The organism is Pseudarthrobacter sp. NKDBFgelt, from assembly GCF_046097905.1.
Taxonomy (GTDB): domain Bacteria; phylum Actinomycetota; class Actinomycetes; order Actinomycetales; family Micrococcaceae; genus Arthrobacter; species Arthrobacter polychromogenes.
This window is the reverse complement of the sequence record NZ_JBJURL010000008.1, coordinates 1-19,284: the sequence shown is the minus strand read 5'-3', so window position 1 is coordinate 19,284 and position 19,284 is coordinate 1. Positions and strand designations below refer to the sequence as shown.

The 19,284-nt window shown below is 65.1% G+C and carries 19 protein-coding genes and 1 tRNA gene; 4 read left to right on the top strand and 16 right to left on the bottom strand.

Features of this window, described 5'->3' with window-relative positions:
• Nucleotides 1-4 precede the first annotated feature (4 nt).
• The 8 genes from prcA to ACKAE7_RS03500 all read right to left on the bottom strand — a co-directional run bounded on the left by prcA (nt 5) and on the right by ACKAE7_RS03500 (nt 8,471).
• A complete protein-coding gene (gene prcA, locus ACKAE7_RS03535; RefSeq protein ID WP_104187133.1) occupies nt 5-715 on the bottom strand; it encodes a proteasome subunit alpha in 711 nt (236 codons plus the stop codon).
• Nucleotide 716: 1 nt separating this feature from the next.
• The gene (gene prcB, locus ACKAE7_RS03530; protein WP_190611651.1) at nt 717-1,538 is read right to left on the bottom strand and encodes a proteasome subunit beta; all 822 of its coding nucleotides are present in this window, start codon (nt 1,536-1,538) and stop codon (nt 717-719) included.
• 81 nt (nt 1,539-1,619) lie between these two features.
• Nucleotides 1,620-1,823: a ubiquitin-like protein Pup gene (locus tag ACKAE7_RS03525; protein WP_104187137.1), complete on the bottom strand. Its 204-nt coding sequence runs from the start codon at nt 1,821-1,823 to the stop codon at nt 1,620-1,622.
• Nucleotides 1,824-1,908: 85 nt separating this feature from the next.
• On the bottom strand, nt 1,909-3,579 hold the full coding sequence (gene dop, locus ACKAE7_RS03520; RefSeq protein WP_408978521.1) for a depupylase/deamidase Dop: 1,671 nt from the start codon (nt 3,577-3,579) through the stop codon (nt 1,909-1,911).
• The gene (arc, locus tag ACKAE7_RS03515) at nt 3,576-5,327 is read right to left on the bottom strand and encodes a proteasome ATPase (RefSeq protein ID WP_104187141.1); all 1,752 of its coding nucleotides are present in this window, start codon (nt 5,325-5,327) and stop codon (nt 3,576-3,578) included. The genes dop and arc overlap by 4 nt, the downstream gene beginning before the upstream one ends.
• A gap of 82 nt (nt 5,328-5,409) precedes the next feature.
• Nucleotides 5,410-6,477, bottom strand: coding sequence for a tRNA (adenine-N1)-methyltransferase (locus ACKAE7_RS03510; protein ID WP_408978520.1), 1,068 nt, complete (start codon nt 6,475-6,477; stop codon nt 5,410-5,412).
• A gap of 93 nt (nt 6,478-6,570) precedes the next feature.
• Nucleotides 6,571-7,737 (bottom strand): site-2 protease family protein, encoded by a 1,167-nt coding sequence (locus ACKAE7_RS03505; protein ID WP_408978519.1) that lies wholly within the window; start codon nt 7,735-7,737, stop codon nt 6,571-6,573.
• Nucleotides 7,734-8,471, bottom strand: coding sequence for an HAD family phosphatase (locus ACKAE7_RS03500; protein WP_190611656.1), 738 nt, complete (start codon nt 8,469-8,471; stop codon nt 7,734-7,736). The genes ACKAE7_RS03505 and ACKAE7_RS03500 overlap by 4 nt, the downstream gene beginning before the upstream one ends.
• A gap of 151 nt (nt 8,472-8,622) precedes the next feature.
• On the opposite strand from ACKAE7_RS03500, the gene ACKAE7_RS03495 reads away from it, so the two are divergent.
• Nucleotides 8,623-9,528 (top strand): PAC2 family protein, encoded by a 906-nt coding sequence (locus ACKAE7_RS03495; RefSeq protein ID WP_188808911.1) that lies wholly within the window; start codon nt 8,623-8,625, stop codon nt 9,526-9,528.
• A 48-nt stretch (nt 9,529-9,576) separates the two neighbouring features.
• On the opposite strand, the gene mshC is transcribed toward ACKAE7_RS03495, so the two are convergent.
• On the bottom strand, nt 9,577-10,854 hold the full coding sequence (gene mshC, locus ACKAE7_RS03490; RefSeq protein WP_408978518.1) for a cysteine--1-D-myo-inosityl 2-amino-2-deoxy-alpha-D-glucopyranoside ligase: 1,278 nt from the start codon (nt 10,852-10,854) through the stop codon (nt 9,577-9,579).
• A gap of 15 nt (nt 10,855-10,869) precedes the next feature.
• Nucleotides 10,870-11,703 (bottom strand): undecaprenyl-diphosphate phosphatase, encoded by an 834-nt coding sequence (locus tag ACKAE7_RS03485; protein WP_188808913.1) that lies wholly within the window; start codon nt 11,701-11,703, stop codon nt 10,870-10,872.
• A 52-nt stretch (nt 11,704-11,755) separates the two neighbouring features.
• Here ACKAE7_RS03485 and ACKAE7_RS03480 point away from each other — a divergent pair, with 52 nt between their 5' ends.
• Nucleotides 11,756-12,691, top strand: coding sequence for an aldo/keto reductase (locus ACKAE7_RS03480; RefSeq protein ID WP_190611666.1), 936 nt, complete (start codon nt 11,756-11,758; stop codon nt 12,689-12,691).
• A gap of 10 nt (nt 12,692-12,701) precedes the next feature.
• On the opposite strand, the gene ACKAE7_RS03475 is transcribed toward ACKAE7_RS03480, so the two are convergent.
• On the bottom strand, nt 12,702-12,968 hold the full coding sequence (locus tag ACKAE7_RS03475; protein WP_104187157.1) for a hypothetical protein: 267 nt from the start codon (nt 12,966-12,968) through the stop codon (nt 12,702-12,704).
• A gap of 39 nt (nt 12,969-13,007) precedes the next feature.
• Between ACKAE7_RS03475 and ACKAE7_RS03470 the strand changes: the two genes are divergently transcribed.
• Nucleotides 13,008-13,241 (top strand): DUF5703 family protein, encoded by a 234-nt coding sequence (locus ACKAE7_RS03470; RefSeq protein WP_009358575.1) that lies wholly within the window; start codon nt 13,008-13,010, stop codon nt 13,239-13,241.
• Here the strand turns inward: ACKAE7_RS03470 and ACKAE7_RS03465 are convergent.
• Both ACKAE7_RS03465 and ACKAE7_RS03460 read right to left on the bottom strand, forming a co-directional pair.
• Nucleotides 13,238-14,398: an acyl-CoA dehydrogenase family protein gene (locus ACKAE7_RS03465; RefSeq protein WP_188808915.1), complete on the bottom strand. Its 1,161-nt coding sequence runs from the start codon at nt 14,396-14,398 to the stop codon at nt 13,238-13,240. The genes ACKAE7_RS03470 and ACKAE7_RS03465 overlap by 4 nt on opposite strands.
• Before the next feature lie 10 nt (nt 14,399-14,408).
• A complete protein-coding gene (locus ACKAE7_RS03460; RefSeq protein ID WP_188729708.1) occupies nt 14,409-15,713 on the bottom strand; it encodes a M20/M25/M40 family metallo-hydrolase in 1,305 nt (434 codons plus the stop codon).
• Nucleotides 15,714-15,884: 171 nt separating this feature from the next.
• Between ACKAE7_RS03460 and ACKAE7_RS03455 the strand changes: the two genes are divergently transcribed.
• A tRNA-Leu gene (locus tag ACKAE7_RS03455) sits at nt 15,885-15,967 on the top strand.
• Nucleotides 15,968-16,249: 282 nt separating this feature from the next.
• Here the strand turns inward: ACKAE7_RS03455 and ACKAE7_RS03450 are convergent.
• From ACKAE7_RS03450 to ACKAE7_RS03440, 3 genes are all read right to left on the bottom strand, one after another.
• Nucleotides 16,250-17,236 carry a metallophosphoesterase gene (locus ACKAE7_RS03450; protein ID WP_408978517.1) on the bottom strand — a complete coding sequence of 329 codons (987 nt, stop codon included), beginning with the start codon at nt 17,234-17,236 and terminating at the stop codon, nt 16,250-16,252.
• A 455-nt stretch (nt 17,237-17,691) separates the two neighbouring features.
• On the bottom strand, nt 17,692-18,663 hold the full coding sequence (locus tag ACKAE7_RS03445) for a glycosyltransferase family 9 protein (protein WP_188808917.1): 972 nt from the start codon (nt 18,661-18,663) through the stop codon (nt 17,692-17,694).
• Nucleotides 18,660-19,284, bottom strand: a 625-nt coding sequence (locus ACKAE7_RS03440; protein ID WP_408978516.1) for a glycosyltransferase family 9 protein, incomplete at its 5' end; no start/stop codon positions are given. The genes ACKAE7_RS03440 and ACKAE7_RS03445, both read right to left, overlap by 4 nt.

Sequence of the window (19,284 nt, the reverse complement as noted above, 5' to 3'; positions counted from 1 at the left end):
CCTCCTAGGCCAGCAGTGCAGTGATGTCCGCGTCGTTGAGCCGGCGGAAGGCGCGCCTGGACCCGCGCGTGGTTTCTGATTGCCGGTCCAGGACTGCCACTTCCAGCGCGCCTGCCGGAAGTGATTTTGCCTGCTCTTCCGCCTCTCCCGGGGGAACCAGGCCGGTGATGGCAAGGCGCACTGCGTCTGCGAAGTTCAGTGAGCTGCGCCAGCCCTGTCCAATGACAGAGGAGACTTTGTCCGCCTGGCCGCCCATCACAACAAAGGAGTGTTCGTCCGCGATGGAGCCGTCAAAGGTCAGCCGGTAGAGGTGGTCTTCTGCCTGGGTGGCGCCGACCTCGGCTACCGCCAGCTCCACCTCGAAGGGCTTTTGTTCCGCCGTGAACACCGCTCCAAGGCTCTGCGCGTAGACGCTTGCCAGTCCCCTGGCGGTGACGTCCTCCCGGTCGTAGGAGTACCCGCGCACATCGGCGTAGCGCACACCGGCCTGGCGGAGGCTTTCGAACTCGTTGTATTTTCCGACGGCGGCGAAGGCGATTTTGTCGTAGATCTCGCCGATCTTATGCAGGGACGGTGAAGGGTTCTCGGCGACGAGGGCGATTCCGTCCTCGCAGCTGATGACCACGACGGACCTGCCGCGGGCAATGCCTTTGCGGGCAAAATCCGCGCGGTCCTTCATCAGCTGTTCGGGTGAAACATAGAACTGCTGTGTCATCTCAGGCCTCCCGTCCAGCGATGGTCCGCGCCTCGATCACGTTCCGCGATGCTGCAGCCAGCTCGCTTTCAGGCACCCGCCGCGCGCCCGAACCGTCCACGGTGTAGATGACAGGCCACAACTGCCGCACCGTGTCGGGACCGCCGGTGGCGGAGTCGTCGTCGGCCGCGTCGTAGAGGGACTCAACCGCGACGGCGACGGCGTCGGCGGCCGTGAGGTTGGGCCGCCAGAGCTTCTTCAGGGCACCGCGGGCAAAAACCGAACCGGATCCAACAGTGTGGTGTTCACGTTCCTCGTACCGGCCGCCGGTGACGTCATAGGAGAAGAGCCTGCCAACACCGGCGCTGGTGTCGAACCCGGCAAAGAGGGGCACAACAGCGAGTCCCTGCATCGCAAGGGGAAGGTTGCCCCGGATCATGGCGCCCAGCCTGTTGGCCTTGCCTTCAAGGCTGAGGAGCGTGCCCTCGATTTTCTCGTAGTGCTCAAGCTCCACCTGGAACAACCTGGTCAGGTCGATGGCGATTCCCGCCGTCCCGGCGATCCCCAGGACGGAGTAGTGGTCGGCGGGGAAGACCTTTTCGATGTGCCTGCTGGCTATGACGTTGCCCATGGTGGCGCGCCTGTCCCCCGCCATCAGCACACCGCCGTCGTAACTCATCGCAACGATGGTGGTGGCATGCGGAACCTGCAAGGGGGCAGCCGCCGGCACGCCTGCCTGGAGGGATCGGCTATACGGAAGAAGCTCCGGCCGGTCCCGTTGCAGGTGTTCGGTAAATGACGAGGTGGCGTTGGCGGCTACCTGGTTGGCGGTTGATTCCTGCACTCATGCACTCCTTGAACGTGGTCCTTCAACGTCGGTACAGATTCGGGCCTTCCGCGGCTTCCGCCAGCCTCCGAATTCGGGTTACTGACCGCCCTTTTGGACGAACGCCCGGACGAACTCTTCAGCATTGGATTCGAGGACGCCGTCGATCTCGTCGAGGAGGTCGTCGACGCCTTCAGTCGATGCTGATGCCTGTGCCTCCGGCGGCGCGGGCGGTGCCTCGGGAATGTCCTCTTCGACCTGGCTGTCGCGCGATTGCGGCTGCTGCTGCTCCTGGCCTGCCATTGTTACCCCTCCTTATATCCGTCATCGGATCCGGCGGATCCTCCGATATGCCCATCCTGCCACGGTGTGGGCTTCCGGTGGCGGTTTATGCCGCAGGCGGAGCGTTATGTCCCAAAAGCTCTGCCAGGAACGGTCCCGCCTCCCGGTAGCTTTCGAATAACGCTCCGGTCAGGGCTTTGGTTCCCCGGAGTGGCTCCCTGGTGGGTACGCGCTGGAGCCGCCCGTAACCCGGAACGTCGAAGATGACGGAGTCCCAGCTGGCGCCCACCACATCCTTGCCGAAGCTGCTGATGCACCTGCCTCGGAAGAATGCCCGGGTGTCCGCCGGCGGTTCGGAAACTGCTGCCGCGATGGCCGCGTCCTCAAGCATTCGCTGTATCCGGTTCCTGGCAAGGAACCGGTAATAGAGTCCCTTTTCGGGCCTGATGTCTGCCCACTGGAGGTCGACGAGCCCCAGCCGGGCATCGTTCCATTCCAGCCCGTCACGTTCACGGTACCCGTCGAGGAGGGACAGCTTGGCCAGCCATTCCACCGAGGAAGCGGCAGCGGCCCGGTCATTGTCGAGTTGGGTCAGGACGGTGGCCCAGCGTTCCAGGACATCGTGCGTGTGCCCGTCGCCGTCCACCTTGTCTCCAACGCCGGTATCCTGGGCCAGCTTGGCAGCGGCCTCGTGGTACATCCATTGCAGGTCAAGGGCGGTGACCCGCCTGCCGTCGAGCAGCCGCAGCCTGGCCGTAAGCGTGGTGTCATGGCTCACCGCCTGGAGGGCGGCGACCGGCTCGAACACTTCGACCTTCGGTGCCAGTCCTGCCTCGATGAGGCTGAGCACCATCGCCGTGGTTCCGAACTTCAGGTAGTTGGAGACCTGGCTCAGGTTGGCGTCCCCGATAATGACGTGGAGGCGGCGATACTTGTCCGCGGTGGCATGCGGCTCATCCCGGGTGTTGATGATGGGCCGGCGGATGGTGGTTTCCAGTCCGACTTCGGCCTCGAAGAAATCCGCGCGCTGGCTGATCTGGTATCCCGGCGTTGAGCTGTCCTGGCCGATGCCCACCCGGCCCGACCCGCACATGATTTGCCGGCTGACGAAGAAAGGCGTCAGCCCGCGCACAATATCGCCGAAGGGCACGGAGCGCGGCATGAGGTAGTTCTCATGGGAGCCGTAGGAAACGGATTTGTTGTCCGTATTGTTCTTGTAGAGGTTGACCGGCGGAAGGTCCGGATCTGCCGCCAGGCGGCGGACGGCGGCCAGTGCCACGAGGTCACCGGCCGCGTCCCATTTCACGGCATCCCGGGGGTTGGTCACCTCCGGGCTGGAGTACTCGGGATGCGCGTGGTCCACATACAGCCGTGCACCGTTGCCCAGGACCATGTTCATCAGGAGTGTCCCGGACTCGTCCTGACCGTCCAGCTCAAGTTCCTCGCGGCCGTAGGCCAGCGCCACCGCTTCCGCATCCAGTACCGGCGGCTGGTCCGTCAGCTGGCTTGGGTGGGCGGAGCTGCGGTCCACCGTCCAGCCGCGGGCGTCGTGCAGCGGCTCCTCGTCCGTGTAGTCCCAGCGGGTCTCCGCGCCGCCGGCGGCGCGCTGGCGGGTGACCTGCGCATAGGCCTGGACCACCCGGGCGCTCATCATGGTGGCATTGGCAGAGGGGGCGGACGGGGCGTGGATGCCATATTCGGTTTCCGCGCCCATGACCCGCATGGCCCCGCCGGCCGGTAAGGTTCCCCCGGCGGCGGGCTCCGGTGCAGCGGTCATAGATACTGGCCTGTTGTCGGCATGGTCTCGATGGACTTGCCGGGTTCCTGGCCCGCCTTGCCCTGGACAATCGTGCGGATGTAGGTGATCCGTTCGCCCTTCTTGCCGGAGATCCGTGCCCAGTCATCAGGGTTGGTGGTGTTGGGCATGTCCTCGTGCTCGCGGAACTCGTCCACGACGGCGCGCAGCAGGTGCTCGATCCGCAGTCCCTTCTGGTGGGTGGTCAGGAGATCCTTGATGGCGTACTTCTTGGCCCGGTCCACCACGTTCTGCACTACGGCGCCGGAGTTGAAGTCCTTGAAATAGAGCATCTCGGTGTCCCCGTTGGCGTAGGTGACCTCCAGGAACTCGTTGGACTTGTCGGTGGAGTACATGGCTTCCACCGTCCGCTGGACCATGGCGTCCACCGTGGCCTGCACATCGCCGTCATGCTCTGCCAGGTCCGATTCATGGAACGGCAGGTCGGGGGTGATGTACTTGTTGAAGATATCGGCGGCGGCCTCGGCGTCGGGACGGTGAATCTTGACCTTGACGTCCAGCCTGCCCGGCCTGAGGATAGCCGGATCGATCATGTCCTCACGGTTTGACGCACCGATGACAATCACGTTGTCCAGCCGCTCCACGCCGTCGATCTCACTGAGCAGCTGCGGCACGATGGTCGTTTCGACGTCGGACGAGATTCCGGTGCCGCGGGTGCGGAAGAGGGAATCCATCTCATCGAAAAACACCACAACGGGGCTGCCGTCCGAGGCTTTTTCGCGTGCCCTGGAAAAGATCAGCCGGATGTGCCGCTCGGTTTCACCGACGTACTTGTCGAGGAGTTCCGGGCCCTTGATGTTCAGGAAGTAGCTCTTGAGGTCCACCTTGCCGGAACGCTCCGCGGCCCGGGCAGCCAGTGAGTTGGCGACGGCCTTGGCAATGAGCGTCTTGCCGCAGCCGGGAGGGCCGTAGAGCAGGATGCCCTTGGGCGCCTTGAGGCCGTGCTCGCGGTACAGGTCGGGGTGGAGGAAGGGCAGTTCGACGGCGTCGCGGATCTGCTCGATCTGGGGCCCCAGGCCGCCAATGTCCTCATACGTGATGTCCGGGACTTCCTCCAGGACCAGGTTCTCCACCTCTGATCGCGGCACTTTTTCAAGGGCGTATCCGGTCCTGGAGTCAATGGAAAGGGCATCACCCACCCGGAGCTTTTCGGCCAGGAGCGCACCGGAAAGCCGGACGACCCGCTCTTCATCGGCGCGCCCCACCACGAGGGCACGGTCCGCTCCCAGCATCTCCTTGAGCGTGGCAAGTTCTCCCGCGCGCTCATAGCCGAGCCCGGCGACGACGAGGAGCGCCTCGTTCAGGAGGACCTCCTGGCCCACGGCCAGCTGGTTCATGTTCACCAGGGGGCTGATGCCAACGCGCATCTTCCGGCCGGCGTTGAAGATGTCCACAGATTCCTCGGTGGCCGCCTGCCCGCTGCTGCCAGGTGACGGCTGCCGTTTTGGATTCAGCTGGAGTATGGTTCCGAAGCTGTAGGGCGGTTGTCCTTCCTGGTCCAGGGCGTTCTTCAGCCGGAGGATTTCGGCCTTCGCGGTTTCAAGCATGCTGACCAGCTTGGTGTTGTTCTGCGTTGCCGCAGCCAGCTGGCGGTCTATGTGCCTGAGCTTGTCCCGGAGGATGTTGACCTGGCGGTCTGCAACCGAGAGGTCGTTGGCGGCAGACTGCTCTGCCGGTGTACGTCCGGAGTCCTGGTTTGGTGTCTCCATGATGTATCAGCCCCTTCCTGCGCTTCTATTAAGACATTAGCCCCAAGACGGCAGGTAGGGATGGAGACTCCCGAAATGTGGACTAGTTCGTGACCTCGGGATCGTCCTTGACGTTGGTGCCCGCGATGGCGTCCCGGGCTGCGCGCCGGAGCTTCTTGTCGGAGACCTGCCGCTCCCCCACAGCACCGGGCGTCCACGCGTTGACGTCCTCTTCGTTGAAGTCGGTCTTGGAGGGGCGCCGCTTGACGGAGATACCGGTAACGCCGTCGGCCAGCCGCCGCGTGACCAGCAGGAAGCCCGTATGGGCCACCATCCTGTGGTCCGGCCTGACGGCGAGCCCCTCCAGGTGCCAGCCGCGCACCATTGACTCCCAGGCGTCGGGCTCCGTGAAACGGCCGTCCGCCCGGATGGCTTCGGCAGTGCGCGAAAGCTGGGTGACGGTGGCAACGTAATTGATCCAGACGCCGCCCGGGGCGAGCACCGTCGCCACGGCATCCAGGCATTCCCAGGGCGCCAGCATGTCCAGCACAACGCGGTCCACGGAACCCGGCGCCTCGCTCCGGACAACCTCTTCCTGGAAGTCGCCCAGCGATACCTGCCAGGCCGGGTGCGGGCCGCCAAATATCGTCTCGACGTTGCCGCGGGCGATGTCAGCGAACTCTTCACGCCGTTCGAAGGAGTGCAGGTAGCCGTTGTCGCCAACGGCTCGGAGCAGCGAGATGGACAGGGCCCCGGACCCAACACCAGCTTCCACCACGCGGGCGCCGGGGAAGATGTCCGCCATGGTAACGATCTGCCCGGCGTCCTTGGGGTAGACGACGGCGGCGCCGCGCGGCATGGAAAGCACAAAATCGGACAGCAGGGGGCGCAGGGTCTGGTACTGCTGCCCAACGTTGTTCACGACGACTGAGCCGTCCACCTTGCCGATGATGTCGTCGTGGTTAAGGAAGCCGCGGTGGGTGTGGAATGCCCCGCCGCTTTCGAGGGTGATGGTGTTCATGCGGCCGCGTTCGTCCGTCAGTTGGACACGCTCGCCTTCGCGGAAGGGACCCCGGCGCCGGGCGGCGCCCACCGGCTGCGAGCCGCCGGTTGCAGCCCCGGCCGGGACCGCTGCTCCTGTGGCTTCGTTGACGGCGGTTTCGCTGCTCATGACTTTCCTCGCTCCTGTAAAACTGTTGCGCCTGCATGTGGTGTGGAAACATTCCGGCGTGCGCGGCGGCAATGCACCGGCCGGCAGGTAACTCTACCGGTTTTGGTCCTGCCGGCGCGTATCGGGCCGACGCGGTTTTCCGGTGATGGCGGCCAGGACAGCGTCCTGGGAAAGCAGCCCGGTCACCTTGCCGTTATGGTCTACGACGGCGTAGTGCCGTCCTTCCAGCTGGGACAGGAACTGGAGCAGCTCCTGCCCCTTGGACCATTCGGGGACGTATGCGCCGGGAGCCAGGGCATAGGAGACGGCGGTGATGGGGGTCGACGCCGCGGCGTGGACAGGAACCGAGGACAATGCGGCCGAATCCACAACTGCCTCCGGCCGGCCGCCCGGTCCGCAGACCACCAGTGTCGTCGCTCCCCCGCCACTGTACTGGAGGGCATCCTTCACTGTGGCCGTTGAAGGCAGGCCGGCGGCGGGGGTCGAAAGCCCTGCCGCGCTGACCAGGTGGAGCCGGCCCCGGAGGGTTCCCTGCTGGATGGATGCTGAGGCGCCCATCCAGAGGAAGCCACCTACCAGTACGGTGATCATCAGCAGGCTGAAATCAGGAGCATCACCGGCAAGGAGCGGTCTGGCAACGAACCAGTAACCGATGGCGACGACGATGATGCGCCCTCCCCACCCGGCCGCCACCGTGCCCTTGGCCTGGCTGCCCGTGGCCTTCCACACTGCAGATTCGACCAGCCGTCCGCCGTCCAGCGGAAGGCCCGGGAGCACGTTGAAGATGGCAATGAGGAAGTTGGCCCACATAAAGATGTTGGTGAGAATCTCGGCAACGCTGCCCATGCTTGCCGTGCTGAGCAGCAGCCAGGCTCCTCCGGCCAGGATGAAGTTCGCAGCCGGCCCGGCGAGGGCCACGAGGACGGACCGTCCCGGCGACGCGGTGAAGCTCTCAAACTGGGTGTGCCCGCCCCACAGGTTGAGCACGATCTTCTGCGTGGGCCAGCCGTAGATTTTTGCCGTCAGGGCGTGGGCGAGCTCGTGGACCAGGACCGAGACGAGAAGCAGCACGGCGTAGGCGAACGCCACGATGTAGGCACTGACGCCGAGGGCAGGGTTCTGCCGGGCCAGGACGGGTCCGTACACGATGACCGTGAAGGCGGCAATGATGAACCAGGAATAGGCCAGCACCACCGGGACGCCGGCAATCCGGCCCAGCGGAATGCCTTCGCGCCTGGCCGGGACAGTGGTCTCGGTCACCGGCGGTCCCCAAGCGGCCTGGCCGGTTCAGCGGACCGGTGAAGCTCCGGGCCGCCGAGGAGGAGCGATTCGAGGTCGGTCACGGTGCGGCCTGCCAGGGAATCCCACAGGGTGTAGCGCTCATCCTCGGGCAGCGGAACAATATGGGGAATTGCCACGGTTGCCACGCCGGATGCCACGGCCGCGGTGACGCCGGGCACCGAGTCCTCCAAAGCGACGCAGTGGTGCAGGCCCAGGTCCGGGTCTGCGTCCTGCAGCCATTCGACGGCGGTCAGGTACGCCTCGGGGTGTGGTTTGCCTTGGGCTACGGTGTCCCCTGTTACCAGGACCTCGAAGTACTGCCGTGGAAGGCTGGCCACCACCTGCCTGGCCAGCGGGCCCTCGGACATGGTGACCAGTGCGCACCGGACACCGGCGAGGTGGAGTTCCTCAAGGAGTTCGCGTGCACCCGGCCGCCACGGCACCTTGCGCTGGACGCTGCTGACCACCGAGCCGGTGAGGCTATCGATGATGTCCCGGATTTCCAGCTCCACGCCGGCATTCTGGAGGAGCCCGGCGGAAAAAGTCAGCGACTGCCCAACCAGCTGCATGGCCTGGTCATGGGACCACGTCCCGCCGTGGGCTTCCACCAGCGCGTGTTCGGCGGCGATCCAGTAGGGCTCCGTATCAACGATCGTCCCGTCCATGTCCCACAGGACGGCTTTGAGCGGGGAACTGTCGGCTGGCAATCGCATGCCCTCAGTCTACGGGGACTGCCTGGGCGCCGGCTGATGGCTACGCCCTCGGCGAATATCGCGCTCTCCGGCACCGCCGGCGCTGCTTCTGCATGATGTTTCGGCGCTTCATTCAATGCAAAGCCGCGGTCCTTGGACGTAGGGTGAAGAAATGAATAGCTTCGAGGGAGACACCACAGAACCGGGTGCCGGGCCCGAACAGGAGCGGTTCCTGCAGCCGGCAGCTGACGGACAGCGCGTGACAGTGATGCTTGCCGCCTTTGAAGGCTGGAATGACGCGGGGGAAGCGGCCAGCGACTCCCTGCGCTACCTGAACAAATTGTGGGGCGGCAAGAAAGTGGCCTCCATCGACGCCGACGAGTATTACGACTTCCAGTTCACGCGCCCCACAGTGCGCCGGAACGCAGCCGGTGAACGCAAGATCAAATGGCCTTCCACCCGTATCTATAAAGCAAGCGCTCCGGACTCCAACGTGGACGTCATCTTTGTCCAGGGCACGGAGCCGTCCTATAAATGGCGCGCCTATACCGCGGAACTGCTGGTCCATGCCGAAGCGCTGAACGTTGACTATGTTGTCCTGGTGGGAGCCCTGCTGGCGGATGTTCCGCACAGCAGGCCGATTCCGGTGAGCACCTCGTCGGACGATGCCCCGCTGCGCGAACGGATGAACCTGGAAGCCTCCCAGTATGAAGGCCCGGTGGGCATCGTCGGCGTGCTGTCCGAGGTGGCACTGCTGGCAGGCATCCCCACGGTTTCGCTGTGGGCCGCCGTCCCGCACTATGTTGCCCAGGCGCCGTCGCCGAAAGCCCAGCTGGCACTCCTGCACCGGATTGAGGAACTGCTCCAGGTTCCCCTGGACACGCACGAGCTGGCTGAGGAAGCGGACGCGTGGGAGCGGGGCGTGGACGAACTGGCCACGGAGGATCCCGAAATCGCGGCCTACGTCCGGCAGCTCGAGGAAGCAAAGGACACGGCCGATCTCCCGGAAGCCACTGGCGAATCGATTGCCCGCGAATTCGAGCGTTACCTCAAGCGTCGGGGCCAGGACCGGCCCTGACCGGCAGTTCCCTGCAAGAGGGCGCTGCCTCATGCCCTGGACGGTGATTTAGAGAAGCACTCCCAGCAGGGCGTCCACCGCATCCTTGACTTGGGCCTGGTCGGCAGGACTTGCAGGTCCGCCGTCGGCCTTTGCAAGCTCCGCCCAGCGGGAAACCGCCACGACGGCGGCAGGAGCGTTGAGGTCGGCGGCAAGCGCTGCGCGCATCTCGGCCACCAGGGGGGCGGCAGAGCCTGTGGGGGCCTGGCCCAGGGCCCGGCGCCAGGCAGCCAGTGTGGCCTTTGCCTCCTCGAACCCTTCGTTGGTCCAGGCCCAGTCGGAGCGGTAGTGGTGGGCGAGGATGCCAAGGCGGATCGCGGCGGGGTCCTCCCCCGCCGCCCGGAGTTTCGACACGAGCACCAGGTTTCCCTTGGACTTGCTCATCTTCTCGCCGTCGAGGCCCACCATGCCGGCGTGGGCGTAGTGCTTTGCCAGCGGAACACCCGCAAGCGAGTAGGCGTGCCCGGCGCCCATTTCGTGGTGCGGGAAGATGAGGTCCGAACCGCCGCCCTGGACGGTGAAGGGTGAAGGCAGGTACTTCTGCGCGATGACCGTGCATTCAATATGCCAGCCGGGCCTCCCTGCTCCCAGGCTGCCGCCGGGCCAGCTCGGTTCGCCTTCGCGGGCCACGCGCCACAGCAGCGGGTCCAGTGCCTGCCGCTTGCCGGCCCGTCCGGGATCGCCGCCGCGTTCCGCGAAGAGCTCGAGCATCTCGCTCTCTGCGAGCCCGGAGATGCATCCCAGCGTCCACGCATCAGGTGCGACGGACTGCTTGCCCGCCGCCTCGACGTCGTAATAGACGTCCCCGTCAGGCTCGCCATTGCTGCCCTGCACTGTGTAGGCCAGCCCCAGGCTCACAAGCCGTTCCACTTCCGGGACGATCAGCCCAATGGACTCCACGGCGCCCACATAGTGGTCCGGCGGCAGGACGTTGAGTGCCTCCATGTCCGCTTGGAAAAGCTCGATCTGGCCGGCAGCCAGGTCCCGCCAGTCAACACCCGTCGCCTCGGCACGTTCCAGGAGCGGATCGTCAACATCCGTGACGTTCTGCACATAGGAAACCTCACGGCCGGAGTCCCGCCAGGCGCGGTTCAGGAGGTCAAAAGCCACGTAGCTGGATGCGTGCCCCATGTGGGTGGCGTCGTACGGCGTGATGCCGCAGACATACATGGAAGGCCTGTCCTCGTTCTCCAGTACCACCTCGCGGCGCACCGCTGTGTCGAACAGCCGGATGGCGGGCATGCTTCCGGGCACGTCAGGAACGGGGCGGGATATCCAGGATTTCACACACCAAGCCTAGTGCTAGGCGCTGATGACATTGAAACCGAGCAGGAGGTACAGGGCCAGCCCAAGGAAGATCCGGTACCAGACGAACAAGCGGTAGCTGCGGGTGGACACGAACTTCAGGAACCAGCCGATGATGACGTATCCCACAACGAAGGCGATCATCGTGGCCAGGGCGGTTTCCGGCAGCCCGTACGGGCCGGCGATGCCCTCATTGGTGACCGTCTTGTAGAGCTGGTAGAACCCGCTGCCGAACACCGCAGGGATGGCAAGAAGAAAGGAATAACGCGCGGCGGCCTCGCGGGTGTAGCCCATCAGGAGGCCGGCCGTGATGGTGCCTCCGGACCTGGAAACGCCGGGAATCAGGGCCAGGGCCTGTGCGAAGCCATAGAGGATGCCGTGCTTGTAGGTCAGCCTGCTGAGGTCCCGTTCCTGCCTGCCGATAGCGTCCGCAACGGCAAGGAAAAGCCCAAAGACTATCAACATGGTGGCAACGATCCACATGCTGCGGAGCACGGACTCGATCTGGTCCTGGAACAGAAGGCCCAGAATGATGATTGGAAGGCTGCCCAGGATGACCAGCCAGCCCATCCGGGCGTCCGGGTCCTGCCGCGATACCTTCCCGGTCAGCGAACCCGTCCAACCCTTAACGATCCGGACAATGTCCCGCCAGAAATAGACCAGGACCGCGGTCTCGGTGCCCAACTGGGTGATGGCTGTGAACGCTGCCCCCGGGTCAGCCGCATTGGGCAGGAATTGCCCCACAATCCGAAGATGCGCACTTGATGAAATCGGTAGAAATTCGGTCAGTCCCTGCACTAGGCCCAGCAGGGCCGCCTCAAACCAGTTCACGCTAAGACCCTACGTCATAGGCAGTGACGGTTCTGCCCGTAAGCTTGCTGCTATGCAGCAGCGTTACGTCGGCAACAGTGGATTGCGTGTGTCCGCCCTTTCCCTCGGCACCATGGGCTGGGCCGGCGAAACCGACGAACAGGACGCCTCGGAACTTCTGCGCACCTTCCTTAACGCGGGCGGCCGGCACGTTGATACTGCCGCGTCCTACGCCGGCGGCAGGTCGGAGGCAATGATCGGCTCACTGCTGGGCGACGTCGTGGCGCGGACGGAGATTTCCATCTCGACCAAAGCGGGGATGACGACGCCGGATGGCCGGCGCGGCGTGGACACCTCGCGGAATGCCATGCTCACCGGACTTGACGCGAGTTTGGCCCGGTTGGGCACCGATTACGTGGATATCTGGTTTGCCCAGGCCTGGGACGCCAACGTTCCGCTGGACGAAACCCTGTCCGCGCTGGAATTCGCGGTCCGTACCGGCAGGGCACGGTATGCGGGCGTTTCCAACTTCAACGGGTGGCAGACGGCCAAGGCGGCTGCGGTTGCCGGGTTCCCACTGGTAGCGGTCCAGTCCGAGTACTCGTTCCTGCAGCGCCGCCCCGAAGCTGAACTCATCCCCGCGGCGGAAGACGCAGGCCTGGGCCTTATGGCCTGGGCGCCGCTGGGCCGCGGCGTGCTGACCGGCAAGTACCGCGGCAGCATCCCCTCCGGATCCCGGGCCGCATCAGCGGCCGAAGCCGGGTACGTGGAGCCCTACCTGGAGGAGAAGCCGTCCCGGACCGTGGAGGCCGTATGCATGGCGGCCAAGGGCCTGGGGCGGACTCCGCAGGACGTCTCCCTCAGTTGGCTCCTGTCCCAGCACGGCGTGGCCACCGCCATTGTGGGTCCTCGAACGCCCGCGCAGCTGAAAGAGCTGTTGGACGCGCAGCTCACACCGCTGCCGCCCGAAATTGCCCGGGCCCTTGAGGATGTTTCAGCGCCGCTGTAAGTCTGCGGCCCTACTCCTGGACAATCTCCAGGTCCTCGTCGTCATCCACGTCGCTTTCCTCGTCCTCGTCGTCCTCGTCATCAAAGACCTGGAGCGGCGTTACCTCGTTGTAGGCCTCATAGAGCGCATCTTCATAAACTTCGAAGGCGTCTGCGACCGCAAAGAACGCCGCCTCCACGGAGGGGTCACCATCTCCGCGGCGGTTGGATGCTGCTATAAGGTGTTCTTCCATAGCGGTGGTCAAGGACTGAAGCGCGACACGCGGATCGATGCTCATGACTTCACGTTAGCCGGAAAAGGACGAAAATGGAGAGCAATGAAGGAACAATTTCTCACCAGCTCGGTCCAGCGGGAACGGGACTATTTGAGGCAGTACGAGTACCTCGTACTGACGGTCAGTCCTGATGATTCACTGCATGAGGCACGGCGCCGCCTGGTGGAACATTCCGAGTACGGCAAGTGGGAGCTCGAACGCAGCAAGCTCTACGTGGGCGGGGGCCGCCGCTTTTGGCTGCGCCGGCGGGTGCTGCAGGTCCAGCGGACGGTCTAGCCTTCCAGCGGTCCCAGCCAGGCGTTGGCAACGGTGTTGTGGGCGGACTCGTCATCGGACGGATGGAACATGCCTGCCAGTACGTCGCGGTAGAGACGCTCCAGTTCTGAGCCGCGGAAATAGCTCGATCCCCCGCTGACGCGGATGGCCAGGTCCACAACACGCCGCGCAGTCTCCGTGGCGTTCACCTTCAGCCCCACCAGCTTTGGGAACCACTGCGGTCCGTGGTCCACGAGTCCGTCCACCTCAGCGGCCACAGAGGCCAACTGCGGATACAGGCTGTCCATGGCCATGGCCGCCGCTGCAACCTTCCAGCGGATGTCCGGATCCTGCGCGTAGCTGCGTCCGTTGTTCTTGAATGAGGTGCGCCGCTTTACCGTGTCCACGCCCACGGCGAGGGCGCGCTCCCCCAGGCCCGTGTAGACGGCTGCGAGCAGCGTCTCGAAACAGGCGAAGATAGCGAAGATCAGCGGGTCCCTGCTGGGGCCGACGGGGATCCTGCGGAAGATCCGTTCCGGCGGAACAGTGGCCCCATCAAGGATGGTGGTGTTGGACTGGCTGGCCCGCATGCCCAGGGTGTCCCAGTCGTCCACGATGCGGTATCCGGGCGTTTCCCGGGTGATGAAGCCGTGGACCAGCTCGCCTTCCCCATCCCGGCCGTCCGGGTCCTTGCCGAAAATCCCCAGCCGGGTCCACGCCGGCGAGAGGCTGGTGAAGATTTTGGTCCCCGTGAAGGAGTAGCCGCCGCCGGGCAAGGGCATAGCTGTGGTCCGCGAATCGAACAGGACCGAATCGTTACCGGCCTCGGAGTTGCCGAACGCGAAAATCTCGCCCTTCGCCGCTTCCTTGAGGACGAAGTCGAGGGAGCTGTCACCGCGGGCTTTGAGGACATGCGCGACGCCGGTCCACACCAGGTGCATATTCACGGCCAGTGCCGTGGCTGGCGCAGCCGTAGCCAGCCTGCGCTGGCACTGTGCCGCCGCTTCGAGGCCAAAGCCCAGGCCGCCGTCGTCCGCTGGCACGAACATCTTCAGGTAACCGGCCTCTACAAGCTCCGCAAGGTCCTCATGGAAGAACGCGTTCTCCCGGTCGTAACCGGCGGCACGGCCGCGGATCTGCTCCAAGAGGGCGTGGGGCAGGACTTCCTCGGGGGTCATGGCGGCCCGCTCAGTAGTTGGTAAGCAGGGTGTTGAGGACCCGTGCACCGAACTTCAGGGAATCCGCGGGAACCCGCTCATCCACGCCGTGGAACATGCCGGTGAAGTCCAGCTCATCCGGCAGCATCAGGGGCGCAAAGCCGTAGCCGGTGATGCCGAGCCTGCTCAGCGATTTGTTGTCTGTGCCGCCGGAGAGGGTGTAGGGCAGGACCTTGGCGCCAGGGTCCTCGGAGTGCAGGGCGTCGATCATGGAATCCACCAGGTTGCCTGCGAAGGGCACCTCCAGGGAGACGTCCTGGTGGACGTAGCTGACGTCGACGCCCGTGCCGGCCAGGTCGCGGACGATTTCCAGGACGTGCTCCTGCTGGCCGGGCAGGGTGCGGCAGTCGATCAGCGCCTCCGCGGACTCCGGAATGACGTTGTGCTTATAGCCGCCCTTGAGCAGCGTGGGGTTGGTGGTGTTCTGGAGTGTTGCCCCCACGAACCGGGCTACGGTCCCCAGCTGGCTCAGCAGAATGTCCGGGTTGTCTGCATCGAACTCCACGCCCGTGAGTTCCGTCACGCCGTCCAGGAACTGGCGGGTTGTGGGGGTCAGCTCAATGGGCCACTTGTACTCCCCGATGCGCGTCACGGCTCCGGCCAGCCGCGTCACGGCGTTGTCCGTGCTGATCTGCGAGCCGTGTCCCGCCCTGCCGTGGGCAACGAGCCGCAACCACGAGATGCCCTTCTCGGCCGTCTGGAGGAGGTACGTCCGCTGGCCGCCGATAGTGGCAGAGAACCCGCCCACCTCGGAGATCGCCTCGGTGGCACCCTCGAACAGTTCCGGGCGCTTGTCCACGGCGTAGCGGGCACCGTAGGCGCCGCCCGCCTCCTCGTCCGCGAAGAAGGCGAAGATGATGTCCCGCTTGGGCTTCCTGCCTGTCCGGGCGAATCCCCGCAGCACGGCAAGGATCATGGCGTCCATGTCTTTCATGTCGACGGCGCCGCGTCCCCAGATCAGCCCGTCCTTCAGTTCCGCGCCGAACGGGTCCACAGACCACTGGTCCCGAAGCGCCGGGACCACGTCGAGGTGGCCGTGCACCACGAGGGCGCTGGCGGACGGGTCCTCACCGGCCATGCGGGTGACCACGTTGGCCCGCCCCGGAGCAGACTCAAAGATTTCGGCCTCCATGCCGACTTCCTCGATAAGCCCGGCGGCATACTCTGCCGCGGCACGCTCCCCCGGGCCCGACCCGTCACCGAAGTTCGAGGTGTCTATCCGGATGAGTTCCTGGCAGATCCGGACAACTTCATCCTCGGGCAGGACGTCAGGCATGGAGGGCTCCTCACTGGGAAATGACTGGCTGGTGCAGTACTGATGCACTGCCCTCAGCCTACCCACTTGGCCCGATTCGATGTTTCAGGAAAAGTCGTGTTAGAGTTTTTCTCGCTGCTTCGGAGAAACGCGAAACGCTGAAAGGCGGAAACGGTTTCCGAATTACCACCTGCGCGGGTGGCGGAATGGCAGACGCGCTAGCTTGAGGTGCTAGTCCTCGAAAGGGGGTGGGGGTTCAAGTCCCCCTCCGCGCACAAAGGGAAGCCCCGGAAAATCATTGATTTTCCGGGGCTTCTTTGTGTCACTGCCCCCTGGGCCGGTTGCTGGCAAAGGGGGGGCGCGTACGGGGCCCTTTCAAAGCAGGTACCAACTACTCGTGTGCCCGCGGCACGCAGATCCTAATGTGGTTCACGGAGCCGGCGACGAGAGCGTACGCCTGAGACCACGTGCGCTCGCCCCCCAGCCGTCGCCGGCTCCACTCACCGCCCGGACTTAGTTCCCGGCTTTGCTGTTTGTGGCGAACCCTGCGTCCGTGGTTACTTCCGGATGCTGAAGGAATCAGAGAAGGTGTAGCCGTCCGCCGGGACAAGTTTCACGTCCATGCGGCTGGTGGTTGCGGTCACATCCAGCGTCCCGAGGGTCGAATTGTGGTTACCGGCTGACCAGGATGCGAAATAGTGCGACTCGGGGTCGTCGCGATTGATTTCGCGGGGTGTCCGCCCCCCAATGCCCACAGTGATGAAGACCGTTCCCCTGCCTTGGGTCATGGCGTCTCCGGTGTCCACCACGCATCTCTTCTCGACGGTTTTGACTGTCATGTACTCACACCGGTCACTGAAGCCGAGTTGGTGTGTCCGCTGGTACAGGTGCTCATGGCCGTTGAGAACCACGTCCACCTTCTTGCTGATCAGCAAGTTGGTGAGTGACTCCCCCGCTGCGCAGGCATACCGGCCCATCGTGAAACAGGGCGTATGCATGGCCACCACTGTCCAGGGGATGTTCTCCGCCCGCGCTCCGTCGATTGCCTTTTCCGTCCAGTTCCACCGATCGCTGCCCTTTGAGTAGTCGAGTTTGCCATCCGGAAATTCGATGCCAGGTGAAACCACGATGATCCGCGCCAGGGGTTCTTCCTGCGGAACGTCGACGAACCACTGCTCCGCGTAGTCGCCTTGCAGTCCGGGAAGCCTGTTAGGCAGGCATGCCGCCAACTTCTTGATGTCGCCGTCAGAGCCGTCACTCTCATGGTTTCCAGGCAGCAGCTGGTAAGGGAAGTCCGCTCCCAGCTTCCCGGTAACCATGTCGCAGAATTCCTGGTCGGCACCGGGCTCATAGGGGAAATCACCCAGCGCGATGTTGAAGTCCGGCTTCAGTTCGGCCACCGTGTCCAGCACCGCCAGGGCACCCTCGCCCAGGCCGATATCTCCGGCGGCGGTGAAATGTACGGACTTTTCCTCGGGAGATCCGCAGGCGGCAAGGACTAACAGGCTCAGGGTTGCCATTCCGGCGGCCAGCAGATGCCTCACAGATCGCGTGCTACGAAACATGGATGGACCAACCCCCGGGACGTGTATTGGGTTTGTAGCTTGAAGCGATCCTACCGGTGTGGACTGGGAGGACAATGGGCAAGGGCGCGGCCGACAGTCTGCCTGTGCCCGCAGGCCCGGCACCGTCTGGCAGTGTCAATGCGGATGAAGTCTCCGTGGGGGGCTGGCGCCTTCTGCGAGCCGCGAACCCCTGACTGCCGGCCTGTACAGGACGCGGCGCTCACTGGCCCGGCTGGCCCTGCGCTCCCGGCGGCGGGCTTTCCTCTCCGGGCGGTCAATCGCGGACAAAATTGCGAATGTGCCCGTGACCCAAAGGAACGCCGTGGACAACACCAAGGCAATTTCCAGCTCAGTGCCCATAGCTAATATTTTAGGCCGTGCAGGCGTGCACAGAGAGACGAGTCCCAGTTCGATTTCGCCGGGTCCAGGGAGCTCTACAGGACGCCCAGTTCCCCCACTGCGGCCAGGACATCCTGCACGGTGACCGCCAGCAGGGCAGGGTCCGGGTGGTGGGCAAACGTGTCACCCCGCCGCAGCTCAGCCCGGGTCAGGACTATATGCGGACCCGGGGGCGGGCCCCAGATTTCGGGCGGAGCAGGCCCAAACAGCACCACCGACGGCGTCCCGTACGCGGAGGCCAGGTGCGCGGCCCCGGTATCCGCGGAGATCACCAGCCGGGCCGCTGCGATGGTGGCAGCGAACTCCCCCAATCCCAGCCTTCCGGCCAGCACCGCGTCGCCGGACAGGCCGGACTGCCGGCATACCTCCACTGCACGCTCCCGTTCCTGGCTGCCGCCCGTAAAGACGACATTGTGCCCGGCCACGGCGAGCGCAGACGCAACGGCGGCGAACCGCTCAGCAGGCCAGAGGCGGCTGCCATAGGCCGCCCCGACATGCAGAACGCTGGCTGCGGGAACGGGGCTGGGCTGATGGGGCGTATTCAGCTGGATGTCGAGCGGATCAGCTTCGATGCCGTGCCACTCCAGGAGCGCGGCCCAGCGCTCCCTTTCATGCAGCCTGGCACGCCACGGCGGCCCGTCCCGGTGTTCGCTCCGGTGCCCGATGGTTCGCCGCGCCTGCAATGCCTCAATCCGACCCTGGCTCTCGGGACCACTGCCGTGCAGGTTCACTGCGACATCCACCACGCCGGGTTCCACGGCCAGCGGCTCGTCCAGGCCATGGGTGGGCAGCAGCTCGTAGCCGCCCACCAGTCCCAGTGCCTCGGACAGCCATCCCTGCGCCGCATACCGCAGCCGATGCCCAGGGTAGGCGCGGCGAAGGGCCTTAAGGGCAGGCACGGCCACCAGCAGGTCCCCCAGCTTCAGTGCCCGAAGCACCAGGAGTTCCGGTCTTCCGCCGCCCTGATTCCCGGGCGCGGCGTGGGCGAGGAGTTCCCCGCCGCTCATGCGTCTCCTTCCGGCAGTTCGGTGGCGGCCAGGCTCCGCACGTCCTCGTAGACATCCCGCACTGCAACATCGGCCACCAGTGAATCGTTGTGCGGGCACCTGGGCGCCGTCCAGCCAACCTGGGTGACGTCTATCCCGCAGGAAGGGCAGGCGGTGACCCAGGATGCGTGGATGCGGTGCAGGCTCCTGCCCAGCGCCGCGGCGTTGATGACGTTGCCCGCCCAGAAAATTCCAACAGTGGGGACTCCCAGTGCCTGGGCGAGGTGCCGGGGGCCGCTGTCGTTGCCAACAACCACATCAGCGCTGGCCAGGAGCGCCACAAGTCCGCCCATATCCAGGTCCCCCGCCAGGGAACGGACGTGGGCGGAGGCTGCCTGCTCCGCGATCTCTGCGGCCAGTCCCTGTTCGCTCCCGTCCCCGACGACAACAACCCGGAGCCCGTCCGCGGCGCACGCCGCCGCAAGTTCAGCAAACCGCCCAGCCGGCCAGCGGCGGCGGGGATCTGTGGCGCCCGGATGCACCACCACCAAAGGCGCGGCGCCGCCGTCGTCCATAACTTCGGTGACGATCCCACCACCCTCGCCTTCACCCAGACCCTGCAGCAGCAGCTCCAGGCCGGCG